The sequence below is a fragment of the Streptomyces sp. NPDC001315 genome (genome assembly GCF_042896175.1).
In the GTDB taxonomy this organism is placed as follows: Bacteria; Actinomycetota; Actinomycetes; order Streptomycetales; family Streptomycetaceae; genus Streptomyces.
On record NZ_JBIAWZ010000022.1, the window covers coordinates 74,050 to 99,568 of the forward strand.

The 25,519-nt window shown below is 71.1% G+C and carries 19 protein-coding genes and 1 pseudogene; 14 read left to right on the forward strand and 6 right to left on the reverse strand.

Annotated elements, in window-relative coordinates; translation table 11 throughout:
* Positions 1-90: 90 nt before the first annotated feature.
* The 4 genes from ACFY16_RS36090 (at position 91) to groL (ending at position 4,188) form a co-directional block, all read left to right on the forward strand.
* The gene (locus tag ACFY16_RS36090) at positions 91-1,026 is read left to right on the forward strand and encodes a polysaccharide deacetylase family protein (RefSeq protein ID WP_390651440.1); all 936 of its coding nucleotides are present in this window, start codon (positions 91-93) and stop codon (positions 1,024-1,026) included.
* Positions 1,023-1,886, forward strand: coding sequence for a polysaccharide deacetylase family protein (locus tag ACFY16_RS36095; protein WP_390651441.1), 864 nt, complete (start codon positions 1,023-1,025; stop codon positions 1,884-1,886). The genes ACFY16_RS36090 and ACFY16_RS36095 overlap by 4 nt, the downstream gene beginning before the upstream one ends.
* A gap of 258 nt (positions 1,887-2,144) precedes the next feature.
* A complete protein-coding gene (groES, locus tag ACFY16_RS36100; RefSeq protein WP_055493212.1) occupies positions 2,145-2,453 on the forward strand; it encodes a co-chaperone GroES in 309 nt (102 codons plus the stop codon).
* A gap of 109 nt (positions 2,454-2,562) precedes the next feature.
* Positions 2,563-4,188, forward strand: coding sequence for a chaperonin GroEL (groL, locus tag ACFY16_RS36105; RefSeq protein WP_390651442.1), 1,626 nt, complete (start codon positions 2,563-2,565; stop codon positions 4,186-4,188).
* 97 nt (positions 4,189-4,285) lie between these two features.
* Here the strand turns inward: groL and ACFY16_RS36110 are convergent, their stop codons facing one another.
* The 3 genes from ACFY16_RS36110 to ACFY16_RS36120 form a co-directional block, all read right to left on the reverse strand.
* Entirely contained in the window at positions 4,286-4,993 is a 708-nt protein-coding gene (locus ACFY16_RS36110; RefSeq protein ID WP_390651443.1) for an ester cyclase, read from the reverse strand.
* Positions 4,994-5,089: 96 nt separating this feature from the next.
* Positions 5,090-5,863, reverse strand: a complete 774-nt coding sequence (locus tag ACFY16_RS36115; RefSeq protein ID WP_390651444.1) for an SDR family NAD(P)-dependent oxidoreductase — start codon at positions 5,861-5,863, stop codon at positions 5,090-5,092.
* 97 nt (positions 5,864-5,960) lie between these two features.
* The gene (locus ACFY16_RS36120) at positions 5,961-6,629 is read right to left on the reverse strand and encodes an MOSC domain-containing protein (RefSeq protein WP_390651445.1); all 669 of its coding nucleotides are present in this window, start codon (positions 6,627-6,629) and stop codon (positions 5,961-5,963) included.
* 80 nt (positions 6,630-6,709) lie between these two features.
* Between ACFY16_RS36120 and ACFY16_RS36125 the strand changes: the two genes are divergently transcribed.
* Entirely contained in the window at positions 6,710-7,606 is an 897-nt protein-coding gene (locus ACFY16_RS36125) for a LysR family transcriptional regulator (protein WP_390651446.1), read from the forward strand.
* A gap of 78 nt (positions 7,607-7,684) precedes the next feature.
* Here the strand turns inward: ACFY16_RS36125 and ACFY16_RS36130 are convergent, their stop codons facing one another.
* On the reverse strand, positions 7,685-8,014 hold the full coding sequence (locus ACFY16_RS36130; RefSeq protein WP_390651447.1) for a WhiB family transcriptional regulator: 330 nt from the start codon (positions 8,012-8,014) through the stop codon (positions 7,685-7,687).
* A 381-nt stretch (positions 8,015-8,395) separates the two neighbouring features.
* On the opposite strand from ACFY16_RS36130, the gene ACFY16_RS36135 reads away from it, so the two are divergent.
* The 4 genes from ACFY16_RS36135 to ACFY16_RS36150 all read left to right on the forward strand — a co-directional run bounded on the left by ACFY16_RS36135 (position 8,396) and on the right by ACFY16_RS36150 (position 12,789).
* A complete protein-coding gene (locus tag ACFY16_RS36135; protein WP_003948568.1) occupies positions 8,396-9,007 on the forward strand; it encodes a response regulator transcription factor in 612 nt (203 codons plus the stop codon).
* Between the two features lie 298 nt (positions 9,008-9,305).
* Positions 9,306-9,893, forward strand: a complete 588-nt coding sequence (locus ACFY16_RS36140; RefSeq protein WP_390651448.1) for a sigma-70 family RNA polymerase sigma factor — start codon at positions 9,306-9,308, stop codon at positions 9,891-9,893.
* 142 nt (positions 9,894-10,035) lie between these two features.
* On the forward strand, positions 10,036-11,538 hold the full coding sequence (gene guaB, locus ACFY16_RS36145; RefSeq protein ID WP_390651449.1) for an IMP dehydrogenase: 1,503 nt from the start codon (positions 10,036-10,038) through the stop codon (positions 11,536-11,538).
* Positions 11,539-11,664: 126 nt separating this feature from the next.
* Positions 11,665-12,789, forward strand: coding sequence for a GuaB3 family IMP dehydrogenase-related protein (locus ACFY16_RS36150; protein ID WP_390651450.1), 1,125 nt, complete (start codon positions 11,665-11,667; stop codon positions 12,787-12,789).
* A gap of 310 nt (positions 12,790-13,099) precedes the next feature.
* On the opposite strand, the gene ACFY16_RS36155 is transcribed toward ACFY16_RS36150, so the two are convergent.
* The gene (locus tag ACFY16_RS36155; protein ID WP_390651451.1) at positions 13,100-14,308 is read right to left on the reverse strand and encodes a nucleotide sugar dehydrogenase; all 1,209 of its coding nucleotides are present in this window, start codon (positions 14,306-14,308) and stop codon (positions 13,100-13,102) included.
* A gap of 273 nt (positions 14,309-14,581) precedes the next feature.
* Between ACFY16_RS36155 and ACFY16_RS36160 the strand changes: the two genes are divergently transcribed.
* Entirely contained in the window at positions 14,582-16,288 is a 1,707-nt protein-coding gene (locus tag ACFY16_RS36160) for a glycerol-3-phosphate dehydrogenase/oxidase (protein WP_390651452.1), read from the forward strand.
* 193 nt (positions 16,289-16,481) lie between these two features.
* Here the strand turns inward: ACFY16_RS36160 and ACFY16_RS36165 are convergent, their stop codons facing one another.
* Entirely contained in the window at positions 16,482-17,525 is a 1,044-nt protein-coding gene (locus ACFY16_RS36165; protein WP_390651453.1) for a serine hydrolase domain-containing protein, read from the reverse strand.
* Between the two features lie 239 nt (positions 17,526-17,764).
* Between ACFY16_RS36165 and ACFY16_RS36170 the strand changes: the two genes are divergently transcribed.
* The 4 genes and pseudogenes from ACFY16_RS36170 to ACFY16_RS36185 all read left to right on the forward strand — a co-directional run.
* Entirely contained in the window at positions 17,765-19,822 is a 2,058-nt protein-coding gene (locus ACFY16_RS36170) for a serine/threonine-protein kinase (RefSeq protein WP_390651454.1), read from the forward strand.
* 165 nt (positions 19,823-19,987) lie between these two features.
* Positions 19,988-22,570: a protein kinase gene (locus tag ACFY16_RS36175; RefSeq protein WP_390651455.1), complete on the forward strand. Its 2,583-nt coding sequence runs from the start codon at positions 19,988-19,990 to the stop codon at positions 22,568-22,570.
* 181 nt (positions 22,571-22,751) lie between these two features.
* On the forward strand, positions 22,752-24,557 hold the full coding sequence (locus tag ACFY16_RS36180) for a protein kinase (RefSeq protein WP_390651456.1): 1,806 nt from the start codon (positions 22,752-22,754) through the stop codon (positions 24,555-24,557).
* A 204-nt stretch (positions 24,558-24,761) separates the two neighbouring features.
* Positions 24,762-25,421 (forward strand): annotated as a pseudogene (locus ACFY16_RS36185) (serine/threonine-protein kinase); the annotation flags it as partial.
* Positions 25,422-25,519 lie beyond the last annotated feature (98 nt).

Below are 25,519 nucleotides of genomic sequence, written 5' to 3' on the forward strand. Positions count from 1 at the left end.
CGGCTCATTGTGGGCCAGTCGGTGGATGGTGCGCCTCCGGTGGCGGTGTCGGGCCGGGTGCGGCGGCGTGGGCTGGGAGGATCCGGCAGCATGCGAGTAGTCGTACAAGATGACAAAAATGGCGCGTTTCGGGTCTCTCGGGTCCGTTGCGTCATCGCCGCGCTCGCCGTCGCCGCCATCGCTTCGGGCTGTGCGCAGGGTGGCGACGGGACGGCGGTCCGTCCGGCCCCCGGACAGCCGAATCCCCTCCACGCACCCCCGGCCCGCGCCCTCGACTCCTATGCCGGCAAGCTGCGCGCCGAGTACGCGGCCCGGGCCGCCGCAGCCAGGCGCTGGGGCCTGGAGAAGGTCCCGCTGACACCCCCGCGGCCCCCGGCGAGGAAGCCGGAGATCACCGCACGCGACGGGTTCGAGGTCCATGGCCAGGAGGAGCTGAACCTGCCCCCGGTCTTCACCACGATCCCCACCGAGCAGAAGGTCGTCTTCCTCACCATCGACGACGGCTCCGAGAAGGACCCGGCGTTCCTGCGCATGATGAGCGACCTGAAGATCCCGTACACCGCCTTCCTCAGCGGCTACCTGATCAAGGACGACTACGGCTACTTCAAGAAGATGCAGGGCAGGGGAGTGGTCCTGAACAACCACACCCTCCACCACCCGTACCTGCCCGGCCTGTCGTACGAGGAGCAGAAACACGAGATCTGCGGCATGCAGGACGTGATCGAGAGCCACTACGGCAAGCGCCCGACCGTCTTCCGCCCGCCCTACGGCAACTACAACCAGGACACCCTGCGCGCCGCGAAGGCCTGCGGTATCAAGTACGCCCCGATCTGGGACGAGGAGGTCTTCGTCGACCACTGGGAGTACCGCGAGTGGGACCAGGGCCTGCACCCCGGAGACATCGTCCTCACCCATTTCCGGGGCCCGACCGACTGGGCGGGCACGATGCCCGACATGATCCGCCGGTTCCTGAAGAAGGTCACCGACGAGGGGTACGCGGTGGCCCGCCTGGAGGACTACCTGTGAGGCTGAGGGCGCTGACCGCGGGAGTGCTGGCGTCGGCCGTACTGCTGACCGGCTGCGCCCAGTCCGTCGACCCGATCGAGCGGCTGGGCAAGAAGGCGGCCCAGCGGGTACGGCCGCACAGCCCTGCCGGGCAGCAGGCGTACCGCCACTGGGGCCTCACGGCTCCACTGACCCCGGCCCCCGAGCCGGCGGTCCGGCCGCTCACCGATCGCGCCGGTCCGGCCGATCCCGCTGGTCCCGCCGGTCCGGCCGATCCCGCACGTCCCGCCGGTCGCGGCCTCCCGCTCGTGGTCGACCACGTCCCGACCCGCGACAAGGTCGTCTTCCTCACCTACGACGACGGCGCCGAACGCGATCCGCGGTTCGTCGACATGGTCCGTGAACTACGGCTTCCGGTCAGCATGTTCCTCACGGACAGCGTCGTCGGACCGGCGTACGGCCACTTCGCCCGGCTGCGGTCGGTCGGCGCGAGCCTCCAGAACCACACCCTCGACCATCCCTCCCTGCGCGGTCTGCCCTACGCCGGTCAGCGCGCGGAGATCTGCGGCCAGCAGGACAAGCTCCGGGCCCGTTTCGGCGTGCGCCCGCGCCTGCTCCGGCCGCCCTACGGCACGTACGACGCCGCCACGCTGCGTGCCGCCGCCGACTGCGGTGTCTCCGCGGTGGTGCTGTGGCGGGTGTCGATGGGAGCGGACGACCTGACCTACGCCAAGGGCTCCCACCAGCTCCTCCCCGGCGACATCGTGGCCGTCGGCCCGGACGAGACGACGACCCCGACGCTCAGGCAGCGCACGACCCGCCTGCTGCGCCGGATCCAGCGGCAGGGCCTGACGGTGGGACGTCTGGAGGACTACCTGTAGCCCGAGCGGCCCCCCGCCCGACTCGGTTGACCGGCGGTCAGTCCGACCAGGGCGCACCCGGATTCCCGCGCCGCGCCGCAGCGCAATTGGCACTCCGCTTGACCGAGTGCTAATCGCGGTCATAGTCTCGGCCCTGGCACTCCCCCCTGGAGAGTGCCAACACGCGACGGGCAGGTCCGGCACCCGCGACGACGGATCGACCTGGTCGCCACCTCAGACAGTTAACCCCGTGAGATCTCCGAAGGGGGAGGTCGGATCGTGACGACCGCCAGCTCCAAGGTTGCCATCAAGCCGCTCGAGGACCGCATCGTGGTCCAGCCGCTCGACGCCGAGCAGACCACGGCCTCTGGCCTGGTCATCCCGGACACCGCGAAGGAGAAGCCCCAGGAGGGCGTCGTCCTCGCCGTGGGCCCGGGCCGCTTCGAGAACGGCGAGCGCCTGCCGCTCGACGTCAAGACCGGCGACATCGTGCTGTACAGCAAGTACGGCGGCACCGAGGTGAAGTACAACGGCGAGGAGTACCTCGTCCTCTCGGCTCGCGACGTGCTCGCGATCATCGAGAAGTAGTTCACCCGAAGATTTGCTTTGTGAGCTGCGCCCCTGGCCACCCCGCTGACGCCGGGCGGCGAGGGGCGCAGTTCTTTCATACGAGTTCCGAGAGGGCTGAAACGCTCCCATGGCGAAGATTCTGAAGTTCGACGAGGACGCCCGTCGCGCCCTCGAGCGCGGCGTCAACAAGCTTGCCGACACGGTGAAGGTGACGATCGGCCCCAAGGGCCGCAACGTCGTCATCGACAAGAAGTTCGGCGCCCCGACCATCACCAACGACGGTGTCACCATCGCCCGCGAGGTCGAGATCGACGACCCGTACGAGAACCTCGGCGCCCAGCTGGTGAAGGAGGTGGCGACCAAGACCAACGACGTCGCTGGTGACGGCACCACCACCGCCACCGTGCTCGCCCAGGCGCTGGTGCGCGAGGGCCTGAAGAACGTCGCCGCCGGTGCCTCCCCGGCCGCCCTGAAGAAGGGCATCGACGCCGCGGTCAAGGCCGTCTCCGAGGACCTCCTCGCCTCGGCCCGTCCGATCGACGAGAAGTCCGACATCGCCGCGGTCGCCGCGCTGTCCGCCCAGGACCAGCAGGTCGGCGAGCTCATCGCCGAGGCGATGGACAAGGTCGGCAAGGACGGTGTCATCACCGTCGAGGAGTCCAACACCTTCGGTCTGGAGCTGGACTTCACCGAGGGCATGGCCTTCGACAAGGGCTACCTGTCGCCGTACTTCGTGACGGACCAGGAGCGCATGGAGGCCGTCCTCGACGAGCCGTACATCCTGATCAACCAGGGCAAGGTCTCCTCCATCCAGGACCTGCTGCCGCTGCTGGAGAAGGTCATCCAGACCAACTCCTCGAAGCCGCTGCTGATCATCGCCGAGGACGTCGAGGGCGAGGCCCTGTCGACCCTGGTCGTCAACAAGATCCGCGGCACCTTCAACGCGGTCGCGGTCAAGGCCCCCGGCTTCGGTGACCGCCGCAAGGCGATGCTGCAGGACCTGGCGATCCTCACCGGTGCCACGGTCATCTCCGAGGAGGTCGGCCTCAAGCTCGACCAGGTCGGTCTGGACGTGCTGGGCTCCGCCCGCCGCGTCACCGTCACCAAGGACGACACCACGGTCGTCGACGGTGCCGGCAACGCCGAGGACGTCGTCGGCCGCGTCGCCCAGATCAAGGCCGAGATCGAGAACACCGACTCCGACTGGGACCGCGAGAAGCTCCAGGAGCGCCTCGCCAAGCTGGCCGGCGGCGTGTGCGTGATCAAGGTCGGCGCCGCCACCGAGGTGGAGCTGAAGGAGAAGAAGCACCGTCTGGAGGACGCCATCTCCGCGACCCGCGCCGCGGTCGAGGAGGGCATCGTCTCCGGTGGTGGCTCCGCGCTGGTGCACGCCGCCAAGGTCCTCGAGGGCAACCTCGACAAGACCGGCGACGAGGCCACCGGTGTCGCCGTGGTCCGCCGCGCGGTCGTCGAGCCGCTGCGCTGGATCGCCGAGAACGCCGGCCTCGAGGGCTACGTCATCACCTCCAAGGTCGCCGAGCTCGACAAGGGCCAGGGCTTCAACGCCGCCACCGGCGAGTACGGCGACCTGGTCAAGGCCGGCGTCATCGACCCGGTGAAGGTCACCCGCTCCGCCCTGGAGAACGCCGCCTCCATCGCCTCCCTCCTCCTCACGACCGAGACCCTGGTCGTCGAGAAGAAGGAAGAGGAAGAGCCGGCCGCCGCGGGCCACGGTCACGGCCACTCCCACTGAGGCACGCGCCACCGCACCACCGGAAGAAGCCCCCGTTCCGAATACGGAACGGGGGCTTCTCCCCCTCGCGGGCGGCTTGTCGCTCCTTGGCGCGCTGTCAGAGCTCCAGCGAGTCCAGCACCCCGAGCTGCGCCATCAGCCCCAGCCTGTCGTACTGCCACCACCCCTCGACGATCTTCGCGTCCTCACCGCACCGGAAGACGGTCGTGCCGGTCATCGACACCTGCTTCCCGGTGGCCGGAATCCCCAGGAAGTCGCCGCGGTGCGTGCCCTGCCAGGTCCAGCGCGTGGACACCCGGTCGCCCTGGGCGATCTGGTCCTCCACGGTGAACGCGAAGTCGAACGCGCCCCGCCACATCTCGATCTCGCGCCGCATGTTGTCCAGCCCGAGCGTGTCCTGATCGTTGGCGGGATCGTGGTCGTGGTAGTTCTCCGCCAGCACGTCGTTCAGCGGCGGAAGTTCACCCCTGGCGGCCACCTGCTCGAAGAACCTGCGCGCGTTGCCCGCGTACAACTGCTCGTCCCGCACCACTTCGAGGTCCGTGAACGTCGGCATCTCGTCGCAGAGGGCGACCATCTCCTGGAAGATCTTGTCGGTTTCGGGGAGATTCGAGTTCCGCATCGCGTCCTCGTACGACGGGAACTCCACGATCTCGATGATGTGCGACGCGTCGGACCTGTCCCTGCCGAGCAGGTCGTGCGTCGCGGTCCGCTTCCCCTTGGTCTGTTCGACCCACGTGTCCATGAGCCGGTTCATCTCGTCGAACCGACTCGTCCTGCACTCGATGAGCTGTACGAACGTCATGACGCCGCCTCCGGCCCCCCTGGGTCCGGTCCCTCACGCCCATTCTCCCACCGGAGTGGCGACGTCACCCCCTTCGTACCGAGCCTCGCCCGAGGGTCACTGCGGCCCGTACTTGCGCCCCGTCTTCGAGGTGACCCCGCCCAGCAGCCCCCGCGGTGTCACCTTCACCAGCCCCATCAGTGCCTTGTAGCGCGGGTCCGGAACGGACAACGACTTCCCGCGCGCCAGATCGTTCAGCGCCGCCGCGACCAGCTTGTCGGCATCCAGCCACATCCAGCCCGGAATGTTGTCCGTGCCCATCCCGGCCCGCTCATGGAACTCGGTCCGCACGAAGCCGGGGCACAGCGCCATCAGCCGCACGCCGCTGCCCGCCAGATCCCGCGCGGCTCCCTGCGTGAACTGCACGACCCACGCCTTGGACGCACCGTACGTACCCCGGGGGACGAAGGCGGCGACCGAGGCGACGTTGACGACTCCGCCGCGACCGCGCTCCCGCATTCCCCCGGTCGCCGCCGCCGTCAGCCGCAGCACCGCCTCGCAGTGCACCTTGAGCATCTTCAGCTCGTCGGCCATCGACACGTCGAGGAAGCGGCCCTTGTTGCCGAAACCGGCGTTGTTGATCAGCAGGTCGACGGGGTTCCTCCGGTCGCCGAGCCGGTCGGCCACCGCGTCGATGCCGTCGTCCGTCGCGAGGTCCGCCGTCAGCACCTCCGCCTCGATGCCGTGCCGGTCGTGCAGTTCCGTCGCCTGCTCCCGAAGCCGCTTGGTGTCGCGTGCCACCAGCACGAGGTTGTGCCCGTCCGCGGCCAGCCGCCGCGCGAACGCGGCACCGATGCCCGCGGTCGATCCCGTAATCAGAGCCGTTGTCATGGCGCAAGCGTAGTTACCCGGACGGTGTGCGTCCGCTCTCTGCACAGGGCCTCCCGCTGGTGAACAGCGGTGTGCGCCGGACTTGCCTGACGAAGATTCAGACCTTGTGCTGCTCCGCGTACTTCCGTGCCGCCGCCAGCGACTCCGGATGCAGCGCCTCGCCCGCCGCGAGCAGCCGCGGCAGCAGTTCCCGCTCGGTCGTGACCGCCCTGAACTGGAGGGCCACCGTCACCTCGTGGGCAGGCCGGTGCACGATCTCGACCCGGTCGCCCGCCCGTATCTCACCCGGCTCGATCACCCGGAGGTAGGCGCCGGGCGCGCCCTTGCGCGTGAACCGCTTCACCCACCCCCGCTCACCCAGATGGTCCTGGAAGGTGCGGCACGGAATCCGCCCACAGGTGACCTCCAGCACCAGCTCACGCCCGATGCGCCAGCGCTCGCCGATCCGCGCGCCGGACACGTCGAGGCCGGAGGTCGTGAGGTTCTCGCCGAACGCGCCGTTGCCGAGCGTCCGGCCCAGCTCGCGCTCCCAGTCGTCGAGGTCCTCGCGCGCGACCGCGTACACGGCCTGGTCGTCGCCGCCGTGATGGCGGGTGTCGCACACCGCGTCCCCGGCCAGCCCGCTCGCGCCGGTCCCCTTGGGCCCGGGCGCGGACACCCGCACCGGCCCGTCCGACGGCTGCTTGTCGATGCCGGTCAGACCCTCCGGCTGGTCCGTGTAGGGCACGGCCCGCGGGCGGCCCAGGTTCACCGAGAGAAGCTTCATGGACGCAGGCTAAAAGGCCGACCCCCAAAGCGTCGACGCAATATCGGGCGCCGCACCCAAGGCCGACTTATGCTTGAAGGGTGATCGAGGCCCGTCATCTCCGCGTCCTGCGCGCCGTCGCCGCCACCGGCTCCTTCTCGGCGGCGGGGCGTGAACTGGGCTGCACCCAGCCCGCCGTGAGCCAGCAGATGAAGGCACTGGAGGCGTCGGCCGGCACCCCGCTGCTCATCCGCAGCGGCCGCGAGATGCGTCTGACCCAGGCGGGCGAGGCCCTCGTCCGGCACGCGGCCGGCATCCTCGCCGGACTCACCGCGGCCGAGGAGGAGATCGCCGCCATCGCGGGCCTGCGGGCGGGCCGGGTCCGGCTGGTCTCCTTCCCCAGCGGCAGCTCCACGCTCGTGCCCACCGCCCTCGCCGCCCTGCGCGCCGCGCACCCCGGCACCCGCGTCTCCCTGGAGGAGGCCGAGCCGCCCGAGTCGGTCGAGAAGCTCCGGGGCGGCGACTGCGACGTCGCGCTCGCCTTCCGCTACGAGAACGCGGCGGGCGCGGAGGAGTGGGACGACCTCGTCGTACGGCCCCTGCTGACCGACCGGCTGGTGGGCCTGGTGCCGGAACGTCACCGGCTCGCGCGCGCGGAGTCCGTGGCCATCGGCGAACTCGCCCGGGAACCATGGATCGCAGGCTGCCCGCGCTGTCGTGGCCAGCTGGTGGAGGTGTGCGAGAGCGCCGGCTTCTCCCCGCGCATCGATTTCGCCACCGACGACTACCCGGCGGTGGTCGGCCTGGTGGGCGCCGGTCTCGGCGTCGCCGTCCTGCCCCAGCTCGCCGTCGAGTCCGTACGTCCCAGGGGCGTACGCACAGTGACGGTGGAGCCGCCGGTGCGGCGGAAGATCGTCGCGCTCACGCTGCCCGACCTGGCTCAGGTGCCGGCGGTGGCGGCGACGCTGGAGCAACTGGAGCGGGCTGCAGTCCGCTAGCGGACGCTCCCCGAATGGTCAGGGGCAGGCGTACCGTGCTCTGCGGTTTTGCTTGCAGATGCTTGCAGAAACGTTCCTTCAGGTGTTCGAAACGCTGTTCCCTCCAGTGGCGGACGCCGACACCAGCCGGTTGCGTGCCCGGCCCATGAGTTCCTCGCGCTCGTCCTCGGTCAACCCGCCCCACACGCCGTACGGCTCACGCACCGCCAGTGCGTGCGCCGCGCACTGTGCGCGGACCGGGCACCTCATGCAGACCTCCTTGGCCGAGTTCTCACGAGCACTCCGGGCCGCCCCGCGCTCGCCCTCCGGATGGAAGAACAGAGAGCTGTCCACCCCGCGACAGGCGGCCAGGAGCTGCCAGTCCCACAGGTCCGCGTTCGGTCCGGGAAGGCGGGAGAAATCTGCCATTACGTGACCCCTTGCAGCCGTTCTGAGCGGATACGGTGCTCACGACCGTACATCTACGATCTAAGGAGATGAAAATATGACTCATTGCGAATCTAGCCTCAGACACCAGCAGAAGGGAAGAAATAGGGCTAAATGGGGCACGGGTTGTGATGAAAGCTTGAGGGTCTGCCGCGCGTGTCTGCGCTGTGTCCGACCCCTCACGTAGAGTGCCGAAGATGGCACACGGCCCCGTAACTCTTTCGAGTGACCGTCGTTGAGAGTGCGGAGGCGGTTGAGAACACAAGCGCTCGGGCAGGCGTCCGAGACGGTCGACCGCACAGGTGACGATTTCGTACCAGCCTGGAGGCACAAGGTGACGCGCATCAGCTGCGGAGGGCGGCCATGACATCCGTCCTCGTCTGCGACGACTCCCCGCTTGCCCGAGAGGCGCTCCGCCGCGCGGTCGCGACCGTGCCCGGCGTCGAGCGCGTGACGACGGCGGCCAACGGCGAGGAAGTCCTCCGCCGCTGGGGTGCCGACCGCTCGGACCTGATTCTGATGGACGTACGCATGCCCGGCCTGGGCGGCGTCGAGACCGTACGGCGACTGCTGTCCGCCGACCCAGGTGCGCGCATCATCATGCTCACCGTCGCCGAGGACCTGGACGGAGTCGCCCTCGCGGTGGCCGCCGGCGCCCGCGGCTATCTGCACAAGGACGCCTCACGCGCCGAACTGCGCGCCACCGTCACGCAGGCCCTCGCCGACCCGACCTGGCGCCTCGCCCCGCGCCGTCTCCGCTCGGCCGAGATGGGCGCCGCGCCCACCCTCACCGCGCGTGAGATCCAGGTACTGGAGGGCATGAGCCACGGCCGCTCCAACGCCGAGATCGGCCGCGAGCTGTTCCTCTCCGAGGACACCGTCAAGACCCACGCCCGACGTCTCTTCAAGAAGCTCGGCGCCTCGGACCGGGCACACGCGGTGGCGCTCGGGTTCCGCTGGGGCCTGGTGCGCTAGGCGTGCCGGGTGTGTCGTCGCGGGGGTAGGAAGACCCGTAGGGAGACCCGTAAGAAGTCCCAGGTGATCCCCGTCCGCCTCATGGTGGGCGGGGGTGGCGACCGGGCTCGCCCGGTGCCCGCTGCTCGTTTCGCCGCGGATGCCGCATCCTTGAGGTGTGGAGTTCCTCGGGGACGAGTCGGTCAAGCGGAAGGGGAGGGCGCACGGGATGAGTTCCAGCGCACCTGCTCATAACGCTTCGGTGCACAACGATGGACGCGGTGCCACGGATCAATCGGCCGCAGGGCACCATGGTCCGATGCGCGAGGACGACGTGGCCACTGCGCCAGGGGCGATCGGTGCACTGGTCCACCGCGCCGTCGACGGGGACGAGCAGGCCACGCACGACCTGCTCGCCCATGTTCACCCCCTGGCGATCCGGTACTGCCGCACCCGGCTGTCCCGGCTGCCCGGCGACGCCCGCCACTTCGTCGAGGACCTGGCGCAGGAGGTCTGCGTGGCCGTCCTCCTCGCCCTGCCCCGCTACCGGGACACCGGCCGCCCCTTCGAGGCGTTCGTCTTCGCCATCGCCGCGCACAAGGTCGCCGACCTCCAGCGCGCCGCGATGCGTCACCCGGGCTCGACGGCCGTCCCGTCCGACGAGATGCCGGAGCGCCCCGACGACTCGCTGGGCCCCGAGGAGCGGGCGCTGCTCAGCAGCGACGCCGAGTGGGCCAAGCAACTGCTGGCCAGCCTCCCCGAGAACCAGCGCGAGCTGCTCCTGCTGCGTATCGCGGTGGGGCTGACGGCGGAGGAGACTGGACAGATGTTGGGAATGTCACCCGGTGCGGTCCGGGTGGCCCAACACCGAGCGCTGAACCGGTTGCGGGCGCTCGCCGAGCAGTGACAGCTCCTTGGGTGAACAGGGCGCTCGCCGTCTCCGTACGAACATACGAAGCCCGGAGTCACGCTCGACCGCGGAATTCGGGAGCCCCGCTTCCCGTTAGCATGGACATCCGCACCGATCAAGGCCATTTGGGGAAGGTGTCATGACTGCAAACGTCGACGGAGTGCCCGGTAAATTCGCGACACTCGGGCTGACCTACGACGACGTGCTGCTGCTGCCGGGTGCATCCGAAGTGCTCCCCAACGCGGTCGACACCTCGTCCCGGATCTCCCGCAACGTCCGGGTCAACATCCCGCTGCTGTCCGCCGCCATGGACAAGGTCACCGAATCGCGCATGGCGATCGCGATGGCCCGCCAGGGTGGCGTCGGTGTACTGCACCGCAACCTGTCCATCGAAGACCAGGTGAACCAGGTCGACCTGGTGAAGCGGTCCGAGTCCGGGATGGTCACCGACCCGATCACGGTGAACCCGGAGGCGACGCTGGCCGAGGCCGACGCACTCTGCGCCAAGTTCCGCATCAGCGGCGTCCCGGTCACCGACGGCGACAAGAAGCTGCTCGGCATCGTCACCAACCGCGACATGGCCTTCGAGAGCGACCGCTCGCGTCGGGTGCACGAAGTCATGACGCCGATGCCGCTGGTCACCGGCCATGTCGGCATCTCCGGCGCCGACGCCATCGAGCTGCTGCGCCGCCACAAGATCGAGAAGCTTCCCCTGGTCGACGACGCGGGCGTTCTCAAGGGCCTCATCACGGTCAAGGACTTCGTGAAGGCCGAGCAGTACCCCCACGCCGCGAAGGACGCCGAGGGCCGTCTGCTCGTGGGCGCCGCGGTGGGTGCCAGCCCCGAGGCGCTGGAGCGCGCCCAGGCCCTCGCCGAGGCCGGTGTGGACTTCCTGGTCGTCGACACCTCGCACGGTCACAACAGCAACGCCCTCAGCTGGATGGCGAAGATCAAGTCGAGCGTGCACGTCGACGTGATCGGCGGCAACGTCGCCACGCGTGACGGCGCCCAGGCGCTGATCGACGCCGGTGTCGACGGCATCAAGGTGGGTGTGGGCCCCGGCTCGATCTGTACCACGCGTGTCGTCGCCGGCATCGGCGTCCCGCAGGTCACCGCCATCTACGAGGCCTCCCTCGCGGCCCGGCCCGCCGGCGTTCCGCTGATCGGCGACGGCGGTCTGCAGTACTCCGGTGACATCGGCAAGGCGCTCGCCGCCGGCGCCGACACGGTGATGCTGGGCAGCCTCCTCGCGGGCTGTGAGGAGTCGCCCGGCGAGCTGCAGTTCATCAACGGCAAGCAGTTCAAGTCGTACCGCGGTATGGGTTCGCTCGGCGCCATGCAGTCCCGGGGCCAGGGCAGGTCGTACTCGAAGGACCGCTACTTCCAGGCGGAGGTCGCCTCCGACGACAAGCTCGTGCCCGAGGGCATCGAGGGCCAGGTGCCCTACCGCGGCCCGCTGGCCAACGTGCTGCACCAGCTCGTCGGCGGTCTGCGCCAGACCATGGGTTACGTGGGAGCGGCCACCATCGAGGAGATGGAGTCCAAGGGCCGCTTCGTCCGGATCACGTCCGCGGGTCTCAAGGAGAGCCACCCGCACGACATCCAGATGACGGTCGAGGCGCCGAACTACAGCCGTAAGTGACACACACGCGCGCGTGAAGTGTGCCGATGTACTGCCGAGGGCGGTCCCGGAGGGTTCCGGGGCCGCCCTTGTCGTACCCGTCGGCGATACTGGAGACGCTGAAACGCAGAGGGAAAGGCCACAGACGTGACTGAGATCGAGATCGGGCGCGGCAAGCGCGGCCGCCGGGCGTACGCCTTCGACGACATCGCCGTCGTCCCCAGCCGCCGTACGCGGGACCCGAAGGAGGTCTCGATCGCCTGGCAGATCGACGCCTACCGCTTCGAGCTGCCCTTCCTCGCCGCCCCCATGGACTCGGTCGTCTCCCCGGCCACCGCGATCCGTATCGGCGAGCTCGGCGGCCTGGGCGTGCTGAACCTCGAGGGCCTGTGGACGCGGTACGAGGACCCGCAGCCGCTGCTCGACGAGATCACCGAGCTGGACGACGAGACCGCGACCCGGCGCCTCCAGGAGATCTACGCGGCGCCCATCAAGGAGGAGCTGATCGGGCAGCGCCTCAAGGAGGTGCGCGACTCCGGCGTGGTCACGGCGGCCGCGCTCTCCCCGCAGCGCACGGCCCAGTTCTCCAAGGCGGTCGTGGACGCCGGCGTCGACATCTTCGTCATCCGCGGTACGACGGTGTCGGCGGAGCACGTGTCCGGCGCGCACGAGCCGCTGAACCTGAAGCAGTTCATCTACGAGCTCGACGTCCCGGTGATCGTCGGCGGCTGTGCCACCTACACGGCGGCCCTGCACCTGATGCGCACCGGCGCGGCCGGCGTCCTGGTCGGCTTCGGTGGCGGCGCCGCGCACACCACGCGCAACGTCCTGGGCATCCAGGTCCCGATGGCCACGGCCGTCGCCGACGTGGCGGCGGCCCGCCGTGACTACATGGACGAGTCCGGCGGCCGGTATGTGCACGTGATCGCGGACGGCGGTGTCGGCTGGTCCGGCGACCTGCCCAAGGCGATCGCCTGCGGCGCCGACTCGGTGATGATGGGCTCCCCGCTCGCCCGCGCCACGGACGCGCCCGGCAAGGGCCACCACTGGGGCATGGAGGCGGTCAACGAGGAACTGCCGCGCGGCAAGAAGGTCGACCTCGGCACGGTCGGCACCCTCGAGGAGGTCCTCACCGGCCCGTCCCACACCCCGGACGGCTCGATGAACCTCTTCGGCGCCCTGCGCCGCGCCATGGCCACCACCGGCTACAGCGAGCTGAAGGAGTTCCAGCGCGTCGAGGTGACGGTGGCGGACTCCCAGCACAAGCGGTAGGTCCTACGTCGTAGGACGTCGGCAAGGGCCGGTCATCTCACATCGGTGAGGTGACTGGCCCTTTCCACCGCAAGCCCACCCGCTGGGACCGACTCCGTCTTCGGACGGTGCAGTGCCGGAGGAGGTGGATCTTGCAGCTTTTCGGATGGTGAGCGGCCGCCCCCATGAGACGTAGGGGCGGACACCCGTGAACCATCAGGAGCCTGCCGCAGTAGCCCCTGCGGTGGCTCCACCTGTTTCGTACGTTACCGGCGGGCAATGCCGTACGCCACCACCCCCCGGAGCCCGGCCCGCACCCGTGCGCCCCCGTTCACAACCGGTGCGCCGCACCCGTGGGTGTCGCGCCACGCGTGTCCAGCAGCAGCTGCGCCTTCACCGACAGGCCCTGCAGGTCGTACGTGCGGTGCTGCTGGAGGAGGATCGTCAGGTCGGCGTGGGCGGCGGCCTCGTAGAGGGAGTCCGCGCGGGGTACTGGGCGGTCCAGGACGCTCCAGGACGGGATGTGCGGGTCGTGGTAGCTGATGGAGGCGCCGAGCTCCATCAGACGGATCGCGATCTCCTGGGCCGGAGTGGCCTGCTGGTCGGCGAGGTCGGCCTTGTAGGTGACGCCGAGCAGCAGTACGCGCGCGCCGCGCGCCGACTTTCCGTGCTCGTTCAGGAGGGCCCCGGCGCGCTGGACGACGTACCGGGGCATCCGGTTGTTGACCTGCTGGGCCAGCTCCACCATCCGCAGGGTGCGGCCCGCGTGGGCGGTCAGGTCCTGGGGGACGGCGTGGCCGCCGACGCCGGGGCCGGGGCGGAAGGCCTGGAAGCCGAACGGCTTGGTCTCCGCGCAGCGGATGACGTCCCACAGGTCGACGCCCAGGTCGTGGCACAGGACGGCCATCTCGTTGACGAGGGCGATGTTGACGTGGCGGTAGTTGGTCTCCAGGAGCTGCACGGTTTCGGCTTCGCGGGGTCCACGCGCGCGTACCACCTTGTCGGTGAGCCGGCCGTAGAAGGCGGCGGCCGACTCGGTGCACGCGGGTGTGAGGCCGCCGATGACCTTGGGGGTGTTGGCCGGGGTGAAGTCGCGGTTGCCGGGGTCCACCCGGCCGGGTGAGTAGGCGAGGTGGAAGTCGCGGCCGGCCCGCAGCCCCGAGCCCTCCTCGAGCAGCGGGCGCAGGAGTTCCTCGGTCGTCCCGGGGTACACGGGCGACTCCAGGATCACGGTGGTGTGCGGGCGCAGGCGTTCGGCCAGGGTGCGGGTGGCCGTCTCCACCTGGCTCAGGTCGAGCCCGCCGTCGGCGCCGCGTGGGGTGGGCGCGCAGATGACCGCGGTGCGGACGCGGCCCAGCTCGGCCGGGTTGGTGGCGGTCCGGAAGCCCCCCGAGAGCATCCGGCGCAGTTCGGCGGGGCTGAGGGAACCGGCCTCCGGCCCGGTCCGGTACCCGAGCGTGGCGACGCCGGCGGCGACGGCTGCCTGGGCCAGGGGCAGGCCGAGAGGACCGAGTCCGATGACGGCGAGATCTGCGGGCATGGCGTGGGCCGTCCTTCCCAGTAGCCGAAGCGGGACAGGTGCGCAAGCCCTGTGGACAGGACGAGCGGAGCGCGATGTCAGACTAGGAGTAAATATGACCGTTATGCGGGATTGACTGGCTGTGTTGTTCGGTAGTCCCGCGAATGTTGTCCACAGGCTGGGGGTGACTGGTGGCTGAAGTCGGGCATCCCGGTCAGGATTGGGGCATGGGGGATATGAACCGGGCCTCGCCCCACGGGTGCGGCCGGCGCGACCGATGAGCGGGAGGCAACGGTGAGGACAGCGACACTGGGACCGGCGCAGCGCGTCGAGTCACTGGCATCCATGGCCGAGCGCGAGCTGGACGTGCTGGTCGTCGGCGGCGGTGTCGTCGGCGCGGGCACCGCGCTCGACGCCGTGACGCGCGGCCTGTCCACGGGACTTGTCGAGGCGCGTGACTGGGCGTCGGGCACGTCGAGCAGGTCCAGCAAGCTCATTCACGGCGGGCTGCGCTATCTGGAGATGCTCGACTTCGCGCTGGTCCGGGAGGCGCTGAAGGAGCGCGGCCTGCTGCTGGAGCGGCTCGCGCCCCACCTGGTCAAGCCGGTGCCGTTCCTGTATCCGTTGCAGCACCAGGGCTGGGAGCGCCTGTACGCCGGTTCGGGCGTCGCGCTCTACGACGCCATGTCGACGGCCCGAGGCCGCGGCCGCGGCCTGCCCAGGCACCGCCACCTGACCCGCAGTCACGCCCTGCGCGTCGCCCCGTGTCTGAAGAAGGACGCGCTCGTCGGCGCGCTCCAGTACTACGACGCCCAGATGGACGACGCCCGGTACGTGGCCACGCTGGTGCGCACGGCCGCCTCGTACGGCGCCCATGTCGCCAACCGTGCGCGCGTGACGGGCTTTCTGCGCGAGGGCGAACGCGTGGTCGGCGCCCGGGTCAAGGATGTCGAAGGGGGCGTGGAGTACGAGGTCCGCGCCAAGCAGATCGTCAACGCGACCGGCGTGTGGACCGACGACACGCAGGGCATGGTGGGGGAGCGCGGACGGTTCCACGTCCGGGCGTCCAAGGGCATACACCTGGTCGTACCCAAGGACCGCGTCAACTCCTCGACCGGCCTGATCCTGCGCACCGAGAAGTCCGTCCTCTTCGTCATCCCCTGGGGCCGGCACTGGATCATCGGTACCACCGACACCGATTGGAACCTCGACAAGGCCCACCCGGCCGCCTCCAGCGCCGACATCGACTATCTGCTGGAGCACGTGAACTCGGTGCTCTCGGTGCCGCTGACCCGCGACGACGTCGAGGGTGTGTACGCGGGACTGCGCCCGCTGCTGGCGGGCGAGTCGGACGCCACCAGCAAGCTGTCGCGCGAGCACACCGTGGCGCATCCCGTACCGGGGCTCGTGGTCGTGGCGGGCGGCAAGTACACCACCTACCGGGTGATGGCCAAGGACGCGGTCGACGAGGCCGTGCACGGGCTCGACATGAGGGTCGCCGAGTGTGTCACCGAGGACGTTCCGCTGCTGGGCGCGGAGGGTTACCGGGCGCTGTGGAACGCGCGGGCGCGGATCGCCGCGCAGACCGGGCTGCACGTGGTGCGCGTGGAGCACCTGCTGAACCGCTTCGGTTCGGCGGCGCAGGAAGTGCTCGACCTCATCGTGGCCGATCCCTCGCTGGGCGAGCCTCTGCAGGCGGCCGACGACTATTTGCGCGCCGAGATCGTCTACGGGGCCTCGCACGAGGGCGCCCGCCACCTGGACGACGTGCTGACCCGGCGCACCCGCATCTCCATCGAGACCTTCGACCGGGGCACGCGCAGCGCCCGCGAGGCCGCGGAGCTGATGGCGCCGGTGCTCGGCTGGGACAAGGGTCAGATCGAGCGCGAGGTCGAGCACTACGAGAAGCGGGTGGAGGCGGAGCGGGAGTCGCAGCTCCAGCCGGACGACCAGACGGCGGACGCGGCGCGGCTGGGGGCGCCGGACATCGTGCCGCTGTAGTTGTGGCGCTGCGGCCATGCCGCCGTGGTTGTGCCGCTGTGGTCGTGCCCTGGTGGTCGTGGCCTTTGGTCGCGCCGTCGGGGAGGTGGTGTCGCTGTGGTCGTGCCCTTGTAGTGGTTCCTCGGCCGGGAATCTGCCGACATCACCCGAACGAGTGTCGTGAAGCGGGATATCCGCTCGAACCCCGCGCGTTCTACGGGGTGCGAGGGCAGAACTCGGCGGCGAGCAGGGCCGGTTCGAGGTCGGGGTCTGCGATCGCGGTCGTGTTCACCCGGAAGGTGAGGACGCGACGGCCGTCCACGGTGGCTGCGGTGCGCACGTAGCTGCCCGAGATGCGCCCGTTGTGCCCCCACACCGTGATCCCGCAGGGCAGCTTCACGGGGAACAGCCCCATGCCGTACGAGCCGTGTGCGGCACGGGTGTCGAGCATCTCGCGCAGCCGGTGCGAGGGCAGCAACTCACCGCCGAGCAGGGCCGCGTAGAAGCGGTCCAGGTCGGCGAGCGTGGTCACCAGCTCGCCCGCGGCCCCGGCCACCCGCGGGTCGAGTTCGGTGACGTCGGACCCGTCGGCGGCGTAGGCGCGGCCGTGCGGGGAGGGGAGGGACGTGCGGGATCCGGGAAAGGAGGTGCCCGTCAGACCCAGCGGAGCGATGATGCGGCGCCCTGCCTCGGTGGCGTACGAGTGGCCGGTGACCTGCTCGACGACCAAACCGAGCAGGACGTAGTTGGTGTTCGAGTAGGCGAAGCGGCCGCGGACGGCCGGAGAGTGGGTGAGTGCGATTCGGACGGACTGAAGAGGAGCGACGGGGACGATGCCCCCGGTGTCCCGGGTGAAGTCGTACAGGCCGCTGGTGTGGGTGAGCAGGGAACGAAGGGTCAGCGCGCGCCCGTCGTTGCCCGCTCCGCGCACCAGGCCGGGCAGATGCTGCTCCACGGTGTCGGACAGGGACAGCAGGTGTTCGTCGGCCAGTTGCAGGACGACCGTCGCGACGAAGGTCTTCGTGATGCTGCCGGCGCGGAAGTGGTCGGCACGGGAGATTCCCGGACCGGCCTGGGCGTAGCGGGTGTCCGTCTCCTCGCGGGCCAGCAGGGCCGCGGCGGGTGCCGCGCCCCGGCTGACCAGCAGCGGAAGGACCGCGTCCGTGGGCGGGGCGGAGCGCGCCTGTGAGTCGGCCGGGGCCAGCCAGAGGAGGGCCAGGGACACAGGCACGGCCAGTAGTGTCCGTAGCGGCGGCATCGCGGTCCTCCCTTGTCGCGGCCCATCATGCAGGGCCGGGGAACGCTGGCTTCACCGGGTCCCCCGGGCAGGCGGGAGCCCGGCCGGGGGACCGCGTCCGGGATCAGTGACCGGGATCCGTGGGACCCTGGCGGGAGTCCGCGGACTCGGTGGCGCCGTGAGGGGCACCCTGGGCGTCGAGCACTTGTCGGGTGAGGGACAATGGAGGCTCTGTCAGGGCGGGTTGCATGAGGGGACGCATGTCGGAGGCGGAGCGGGCGGGGACATCCCGTCAGGACAAGAGCGCACGTCTCCTCGCCGGGCGATACCGGCTGGGAGGAGTGCTCGGCCGCGGCGGCATGGGTACGGTGTGGCGCGCCGAGGACGAGACCCTCGGCCGGACGGTCGCCGTCAAGGAGCTGCGGTTCCCGTCGAGCATCGACGACGAGGAGAAGCGCCGGCTGATCACGCGGACGCTGCGCGAGGCCAAGGCCATCGCCCGGATCCGTAACAACAGCGCGGTGACGGTCTTCGACGTGGTCGACGAGGACGACCGGCCATGGATCGTGATGGAGCTCGTCGAGGGCAAGTCGCTCGCCGAGGCCATCCGCGAGGACGGCCTGCTGGAGCCGAAGCGCGCGGCGGAGGTCGGCCTGGCGATCCTGGACGTGCTGCGTTCGGCGCACCGCGAGGGCATCCTGCACCGTGACGTGAAGCCGTCGAACGTGCTGATCGCCGAGGACGGCCGGGTCGTGCTCACCGACTTCGGCATCGCCCAGGTCGAGGGCGACCCGTCCATCACGTCCACCGGCATGCTCGTCGGGGCCCCCTCCTACATCTCCCCGGAGCGCGCCCGCGGCCACAAGCCCGGTCCCGCCGCCGACCTGTGGTCGCTCGGCGGGCTGCTGTACGCGGCGGTCGAGGGCGCACCGCCGTACGACAAGGGCTCCGCGATAGCGACGCTCACGGCCGTGATGACCGAGCCGCTGGAGGAGCCCAAGAACGCGGGGCCGCTGAGGGACGTCATCTACGGGCTGCTCACCAAGGACCCGGCGCAGCGACTCGACGACGCGGGCGCGCGGACCATGCTGAACAAGGTGATCCACGCACCCGAGCCCAAGGACTCCGCACCCGAGCCCGCGGACGCGACGAAGGTGGTGCCGCTGCCGGCCCAGCCGGACGCGCCTGCGGGCAAGGGGAGTTCGGCCGGGGCCGGGAGCAAGCGCGGCGAGGAGGCGGCGGAGAAGCTGCGTGGGGCGTTGCGGTCCGTCCGCAAGGCCGCCGTCGCGGCCGGTGCGGCCACCTCGGCGGCCGCGACGCGCACCAAGTCCGCCGACAGCGGGACGGCCACGGAGGGCGCGGCAGGGGCGAAGGCGACGGCTGCGTCGGCATCGGCTTCCGCGCGGGTGTCCGGAGGTGCGGCGGCCAAGACGGCGGCCGGTGCCGGTGCTGGTGAGCCGGGTGCTCAGGGGAGCGGTAACGCGGGTGCGGGTGGGCGCAGTTCGGGGTGGCCCGTGATGCCGCCGCCGGATCTGCCGCCGCGGCCCGTGCCCAGGGCGCCGCTCACCGACGTGGTGCCGAAGCGGACCTTGGTGATCATCGCCGTGGTGGTGGTGCTCGCGGTGATCGGCATCGTGCTGGCCTTCACGCTCGGCGGGGACGACAGCAGTGCCGACGGCTCCAAGGGCGGCGGCGGTTCGAAGGCCGTGGCCAGTGAGAGCGCGAGCGCCGACACCAAGGAGGACACGAGCGGCGGGACGCGCGCGGATGACGACGCGGCCCAGTCCGCGGCGGCGGGCGCGGGGTCGGGCTCCACGGCCGGCTCGACGTCGGGCAGCTCGTCCGACACCGGCACGAGCACCAGCACCTCCGGTGCCACCGACAGCGCGGTGGTGTCGACGCACAAGGGCGGGCAGGGGTACTCGATAGGGCTGCCCGAGGGATGGAAGTTCCAGTCCTCGGACTCCGCGGGGGATCGTTTCACCGGGCCCGACGGGCAGAAGCTGCTGGTCGCCTGGACGACCACACCGAAGGACGACCCGAAGGCGGACTGGGAGAACCAGGAGCGCTACATGACGCGCTCGCAGTACAAGAAGATCGACATCAAGAAGGTGGAGTACCGAGGCTGGAACACCGCCGACTGGGAGTTCACCTACGTGGAGAGCAGCACGAAGTACCGGACCGTCGACCGTGGGTTCGTCATCGACGACCACCTCGGATACGCGCTCATGTACACGGCGAAGGCGTCGGCCTGGGACGGCGAACTGCGCAAGAACACCTGGCAGACGCTGACGGAGACCTTCGAACCGAAGAAGTGACCACTGCGGCCCCCGGGTTTGGGGCCTGAGATCGGTCAACCCCTCTTTGCAGGTTGCCTCCGGCACGTATCGTGAGTGCTTGCGGACCGTACGCAGCCGCCCATGCGGCCGGAACGGGCCGCGAGGCGAACGGAATTGACCAACCGGGCGGCCGAGGGAGGCACAGTGGACGACTACGCGGGCCGGGTACTCGCCGACCGCTACCGCCTGCCGCTGCCGCCGTCCGACGAGTACGAACTCACCGAGACCCGCGCCTTCGACACCTACAGCGGACAGGAAGTCCTCGTCCGGCAGGTGCCGTTGCCGGAGGTCGTCGAGGCGGAGGTGCTCGACGCGGAGGGGCTGCCCGCGGGGTTCACGGCGCGTGACGGCGGGGCACGACGACCGGCGGCGCGCACGGGCGCGAGCACGCGACGGCCGGCCGATCCCGTCGTACGACGGGCGGTGGAGGCCGCGCAGGCCGCCGCCCGGATTCCCGACCATCCGCGGCTCGACCAGGTCTTCGACGTGTTCGCCGAGGCCGGTTCGCTCTGGATCGTCAGTGAGCTGGTGGCCGCGCGGCCGCTGGCGGCGCTGCTCGCCGAGAAGCCGCTGTCGCCGTACCGGGCGGCCGAGGTCGCCTCCGATGTGCTCATGGCCCTGCGGGTGCTGCACGCGCACGGCTGGGTCCACCGCAACATCACCGCGCGCACGGTGCTCGTCTGCGACGACGGCCGAGTCATGCTGACCGGGCTCGCGGTCGGCGCGGCGGAGGAGGCACTGTGCGGGTACGACCCGGTGCCCACCGAGGACGGGGACGCGGGCGGCGACGAGGGCAGCGGGCCCGATGGGGCCGCTGGGCCGGGAGCCATGGACGGGACAGGTGGCTCCACGGGCCCGAGGGCCCGCCTCGGTGGGCCTGATGGCGCCGGTACCGGCAACGGTGCCAGTGCTGCCGGTACCGGTGCTGTGGATGCGGAGGCGGCTCGGCGAGCCGCCATCGAGGCGCGGGCTGCCGGAGGGCTGCCCGCGGCCGGTGCCGCCGGTACGGACGGGGCAGACGCGACACGCGGGGCGACGGCGGCCTCGGCCGCCGTAGCCCGCAGGGCGGCCGTGGAGAGCGGCGGAGACATCAGGGCCGCCCGCGCCGGGGCGATCGCCGCGTATCGCGCGGGCGCGCGGGCGGCGGCCCGTGTGCAGGAGGCGCAGCAGAACGGCCGGGCGGCACTGCCCGGGGCCAGGTCGGCCCCCGACCGCGACGCCGCGGCCGACGGCCGGCCGCAGTCGCCGTACGTCGCCGGGGGCAGTGAGCGGAGCACGACCGGCAGCGTGCCGCCGGCCCGGACGGCCGACCCCTACGGGGTACGCGGCGCGCCCTGGCAGGAGGCGGCGCCCCGCGCCGCGGCCCCGTCGCCCGGCGGCAGCCTTCCCGTCGACACCGCACAGCCTCCGGCCCGTTGGGACGACCTCGCCGCCGGTGTCCCCGCGCGTCGCGGGCCGGCGACCGCGCTGGCCGCCGAGCGGGCGCGGCAGGCGCGGATGGCGCTCGTGGGGCCTGTGACCGAGCGATGGGCCCCGGAGCAGGCGGGACCCGTGCACGAGAACTGGCAGCTGGCCGCGCCCATCGGGCCCGCGACCGACCTGTGGGCGCTGGGTGCGCTGCTCTTCAGGGCCGTACAGGGGCATGCGCCGTACCCGGAGGAGTCGACCGCCGAGCTGGTGCAGATGGTGTGCGCGGAGCCGCCCGCCTTCGCCGAGGAGTGCGGACCGCTCCGGCCGGTCGTGGAATCGCTGCTGCGTCAGGACCCCACCGAGCGGCTCGACTTCGAGGAGCTGGGCGGCTGGCTGCGTTCGCTGGTGCGTTCGGCGCCCGAGCCGGACGCCGGCCTGCACGTCGTCGCCGCGCCGCCCGTCGACCCGAGCCGGCTGCCGATCGTGCGGCGGCGGGGCGAGCTGGTGCGCAGGCGGCGCGCCGGACTGCCCGCCACCAGTCCGCACGGGCGGCACAAGCGGGCCAAACAGGAGGCCTCCCGCTCACCGCGCAGCCTGGGCCGCGTCCTGCTCCTGCTGATACTGCTCGTGCTGGCCGGGGCGGTCGCGTACGCCGTGCTGTTCATGCCGAAGGCCGAGGACACCAAGTCGGCCGGCGCCGGCCGACCGGTGACGCCGGTACAGACCGAGGGGGACGCGGACCCCGACGCGAGCAGCGAGCCCCGGACCGAGCAGACGTCGCCCGGGCAGACCTCGCCCGGGCAGGACAACAGTGCCTCCGCGTCCGCCGGTTCCACCGAGACGCAGACCACCGGAACCGACGTCGCCGACGGCTTCACCCTCCGCAAGGACTCCGAGGGCTTCCGCGTCGCCGTGGCGAACGGCTGGGACCGCACGCCGAAGAACGGTCTCGGGCAGGTGGTGTACGCGCACGGGGACTTCGAGCTGATCGTGGTCCCCGGCCGGGACCGAGCGTCGACGTACGGCACCGATCCGATGGTCTACCAGCGCGAGAAGGAGTACGAACTGGGGCCGTACCGCGAGTCCAGCTGGGCCACCTCCGGCGGGCTGCGCACGATCGAGGTGGGCGGACGCACCATGGCCGAGGGGCAGTTCACCTGGACCGACAACAGCGGGCGCGAGCTGTTCGTGCGCAACCTGGCGATCCTCATCGACGGCCGGTACCACGTCGTGCAGGTGCGCGGTCCGGAGGCCGAGCGGGACGAGGTGACGCGGCTGTACGAGCAGGCGTCGGCGACTTATCAGTTCACCGGCTGATCCGGTACGCGGCTCACCGGCCGGATCCGGTCCGCAATCGATCACCTGACGTCGGTTCCCACTCTCTGCCAGAAGCGACAACCGTCACAGTGCGGTTTCCTTGGCGCCCCGCTGGTTCCCTGGACGCTGACCGGTCCTTAGTCTGAGCCTGTCAAGAGCATTGCGGGGCAACGTGAATCAGATGCAGGGCCTGCTCCTCGCGGGCCGGTACCGGCTCGCCGAATCGATCGGCAGCGGCGGCATGGGCCGCGTGTGGCGCGCGCACGACGAGCTGCTGCACCGAGCTGTCGCGATCAAGGAGCTGACGGCCGCGCTCTACGTCTCCGAGAGCGATCAGGGCGTGCTGCTCGCGCGCACCCGCGCGGAGGCGCGGGCGGCCGCGCGGATCAACCACTCGGCCGTCGTCACCGTGCACGACGTCCTCGAGCACGACGGCCGGCCGTGGATCGTGATGGAGCTGGTCGAGGGCTGCTCGCTGGCCGATGCCGTCAAGGAGCAGGGGCGCGTCGAGCCGGCCGAGGCCGCCCGGATCGGCCTGTGGGTGCTGCGCGCCCTGACCGCCGCGCACACCGCCGGCGTCCTGCACCGGGACGTCAAGCCCGGCAACGTCCTGCTCGGCCACGACGGCCGCGTCCTGCTCACCGACTTCGGCATCGCCCAGATCGAGGGCGACACCACCATCACCCGCACCGGAGAGGTCGTCGGCTCGGTCGACTACCTGGCCCCCGAGCGCGTCCGCGGCCACGACCCCGGGCCCTCCTCCGACCTGTGGGCGCTGGGCGCGACGCTGTACACGGCGGTGGAGGGGCGGTCGCCGTTCCGCCGCACCTCACCGCTGACCACCATGCAGGCGGTCGTCGAGGAGGAGGCCGCCGCACCGCGGTACGCCGGCCCGCTCGAGCCCGTCATCAACGCTCTCCTGCGCAAGGATCCGGCCGGCCGGCCGGACGCGGCCCAGGCCGAGCACATGCTCGCCGAGGCGGCAGAGGGGCGGCGGTCCAGCGCCGCGCAGGCGTTCGTGCCGACGCAGCACGGCGGGCCCCGACAGGCCCTCCAGCACGAGACGGGGACCAGCGCGGCGTCGTACGGGCCGTCCGCCGGGACGTCGTACGGTCCGTCGACCGGTGTGCCGTACGGTCCGGAGACGGCCACGCCGCACCGCTCCGTGACCGGTCCGACGGCCACCGGCCCGACGGCCACCGGCCCGACGTCGATCGGCCCGACGGCGATGGGTCCGACGGCGATGGGGGCGACGGGCACCGGGGGAGACCCCACGGGGCCGACCGGGATCGGCCCGTCCGCGTCTCAGCGTCCCAAGCGCCGCCTGCGCTCGCTCGCTCTGGTGGTCGTGCTGGCCGCCCTCGTCGGCGGGGCCACGGCGGTGGGCCTCCAGAAGTGGGACGAGGGACGGCAGCGGCAGGGTGGTGCCTCCGCCTCCACCGCTTCCGACCCGACGGCGACGGCCACCGCGACGGGGACGGCGCCGGGCACCCCGAGCCCCGAAGCGGAGACGGACCCGGCCAACTGGAAGCACATCACCGACCCGCTGGGCTTCAGCCTCTCGCTGCCCAAGGGCTGGGAACGGCAGGTCTTCAGCGACGACGGCGACCTGCAGCAGATCGACTACACGCCCGACGGCGGCGAGCACTTCGTCCGTATCGCCGTCGACGAGCAGCCCGACTTCGCCGACCCCTACCAGCACCAGCGTGACCTCGACCAGCAGCTCACGCGGCTGGTCGACTACAACCGGCTGCAGTTGGAGGTCAACACCTACCGCGACCGCAGGGCTTCGCTGTGGGAGTACACGTGGACCGCGCAGGCGAAGGACACGAAGTTCCCCGGGCCGCGCCGCGCGATCGACGAGACGTACATCGCCCGGGACGGCGTCGAGTACGCGATCTACATGTCCTCGCCCGCCGAGGACTGGTCGACCACGCGGAAGCAGTTCAAGGCGGTGCTGCAGAGCTGGCAGCCCGAGGCGTCGTAACCGGCCCGTGGTAACCCGCCTGGCGTAATCGGCTCGTCGAGACCGACCTGTCGTAACCGGTCGGCGTCGCGGGGCTTTGGCCGGTCGGCTACCCGGAGGGCGGTCGTCCGGTGCGGCATGATGGGCCTCATGGGGACCGAGGGGGACGACCTCCGCCTGATCGCGGGCCGGTACCGGCTGGAGGCACGGCTGGGGCGCGGAGGCATGGGCGTCGTCTGGCGTGCCACCGACCAGTTGCTCGGCCGGCAGGTCGCGGTCAAGGAGCTCGCCTTCGACGAGGCCCTCTCCGCGGAGGAGGCCCGACGGCAGCGCGACCGGACGTTGCGCGAGGCCCGCGCGGTCGCCCAGCTGCGTCACCCGCACATCATCGTGGTGCACGACGTAGTCGAGCAGGACGAACGCCCGTACATCGTCATGGAGTCGATCGACGGCGGCTCGCTGGCCGACCGGATCTCCCGGCGCGGCCCGGTCGACGTCGGTGAGGCCGCCCGGATCGGCATCGCCCTGCTGAGCGCGCTGCGCGCGGCGCACGCGGCCGGAGTGCTGCACCGGGACATCAAGCCCGCGAACGTCCTGGTCGCCGAGGACGGTCGGGTCGTCCTCACCGACTTCGGCATCGCCCAGGTCGCGGGCGCCACCACGATCACCGACACCGGCGCCTTCGTCGGCTCGCCCGAGTACACCGCGCCCGAGCGGATGTCCGGCGCCGGCACCGGACCCGCGTCCGACCTGTGGTCGCTGGGCGCGCTGCTGTGCACGGTCCTCAGCGGCGAATCACCGTTCCGGCGCGACTCGTTGGGCGGCATCCTGCACGCCGTGGTCATCGCCGACATCCGTACGCCCGCGCAGGCCGAGCCCCTGCTTCCCGTCGTACGGGGGCTGCTCGAACGCGATCCGGAACGGCGGCTGGACGCGGCGGAGGCGGAGCGGATGCTGCGAGGCTTCCTGGAGTCGGGCCGTAC

What these genes read in the sequence shown, in the direction of transcription:
- ACFY16_RS36090 (WP_390651440.1), top strand. Translation starts at nt 91, where the DNA reads ATGCGAGTAGTCGTACAAGATGACAAAAATGGCGCGTTTCGGGTCTCT.
- groL (WP_390651442.1), top strand. Translation starts at nt 2,563, where the DNA reads ATGGCGAAGATTCTGAAGTTCGACGAGGACGCCCGTCGCGCCCTCGAG.
- ACFY16_RS36110 (WP_390651443.1), bottom strand. Translation starts at nt 4,993, where the DNA reads ATGACGTTCGTACAGCTCATCGAGTGCAGGACGAGTCGGTTCGACGAG.
- ACFY16_RS36115 (WP_390651444.1), bottom strand. Translation starts at nt 5,863, where the DNA reads ATGACAACGGCTCTGATTACGGGATCGACCGCGGGCATCGGTGCCGCG.
- ACFY16_RS36120 (WP_390651445.1), bottom strand. Translation starts at nt 6,629, where the DNA reads ATGAAGCTTCTCTCGGTGAACCTGGGCCGCCCGCGGGCCGTGCCCTAC.
- ACFY16_RS36130 (WP_390651447.1), bottom strand. Translation starts at nt 8,014, where the DNA reads ATGGCAGATTTCTCCCGCCTTCCCGGACCGAACGCGGACCTGTGGGAC.
- ACFY16_RS36135 (WP_003948568.1), top strand. Translation starts at nt 8,396, where the DNA reads ATGACATCCGTCCTCGTCTGCGACGACTCCCCGCTTGCCCGAGAGGCG.
- ACFY16_RS36140 (WP_390651448.1), top strand. Translation starts at nt 9,306, where the DNA reads ATGCGCGAGGACGACGTGGCCACTGCGCCAGGGGCGATCGGTGCACTG.
- guaB (WP_390651449.1), top strand. Translation starts at nt 10,036, where the DNA reads ATGACTGCAAACGTCGACGGAGTGCCCGGTAAATTCGCGACACTCGGG.
- ACFY16_RS36155 (WP_390651451.1), bottom strand. Translation starts at nt 14,308, where the DNA reads ATGCCCGCAGATCTCGCCGTCATCGGACTCGGTCCTCTCGGCCTGCCC.
- ACFY16_RS36165 (WP_390651453.1), bottom strand. Translation starts at nt 17,525, where the DNA reads ATGCCGCCGCTACGGACACTACTGGCCGTGCCTGTGTCCCTGGCCCTC.
- ACFY16_RS36170 (WP_390651454.1), top strand. Translation starts at nt 17,765, where the DNA reads ATGTCGGAGGCGGAGCGGGCGGGGACATCCCGTCAGGACAAGAGCGCA.
- ACFY16_RS36180 (WP_390651456.1), top strand. Translation starts at nt 22,752, where the DNA reads ATGCAGGGCCTGCTCCTCGCGGGCCGGTACCGGCTCGCCGAATCGATC.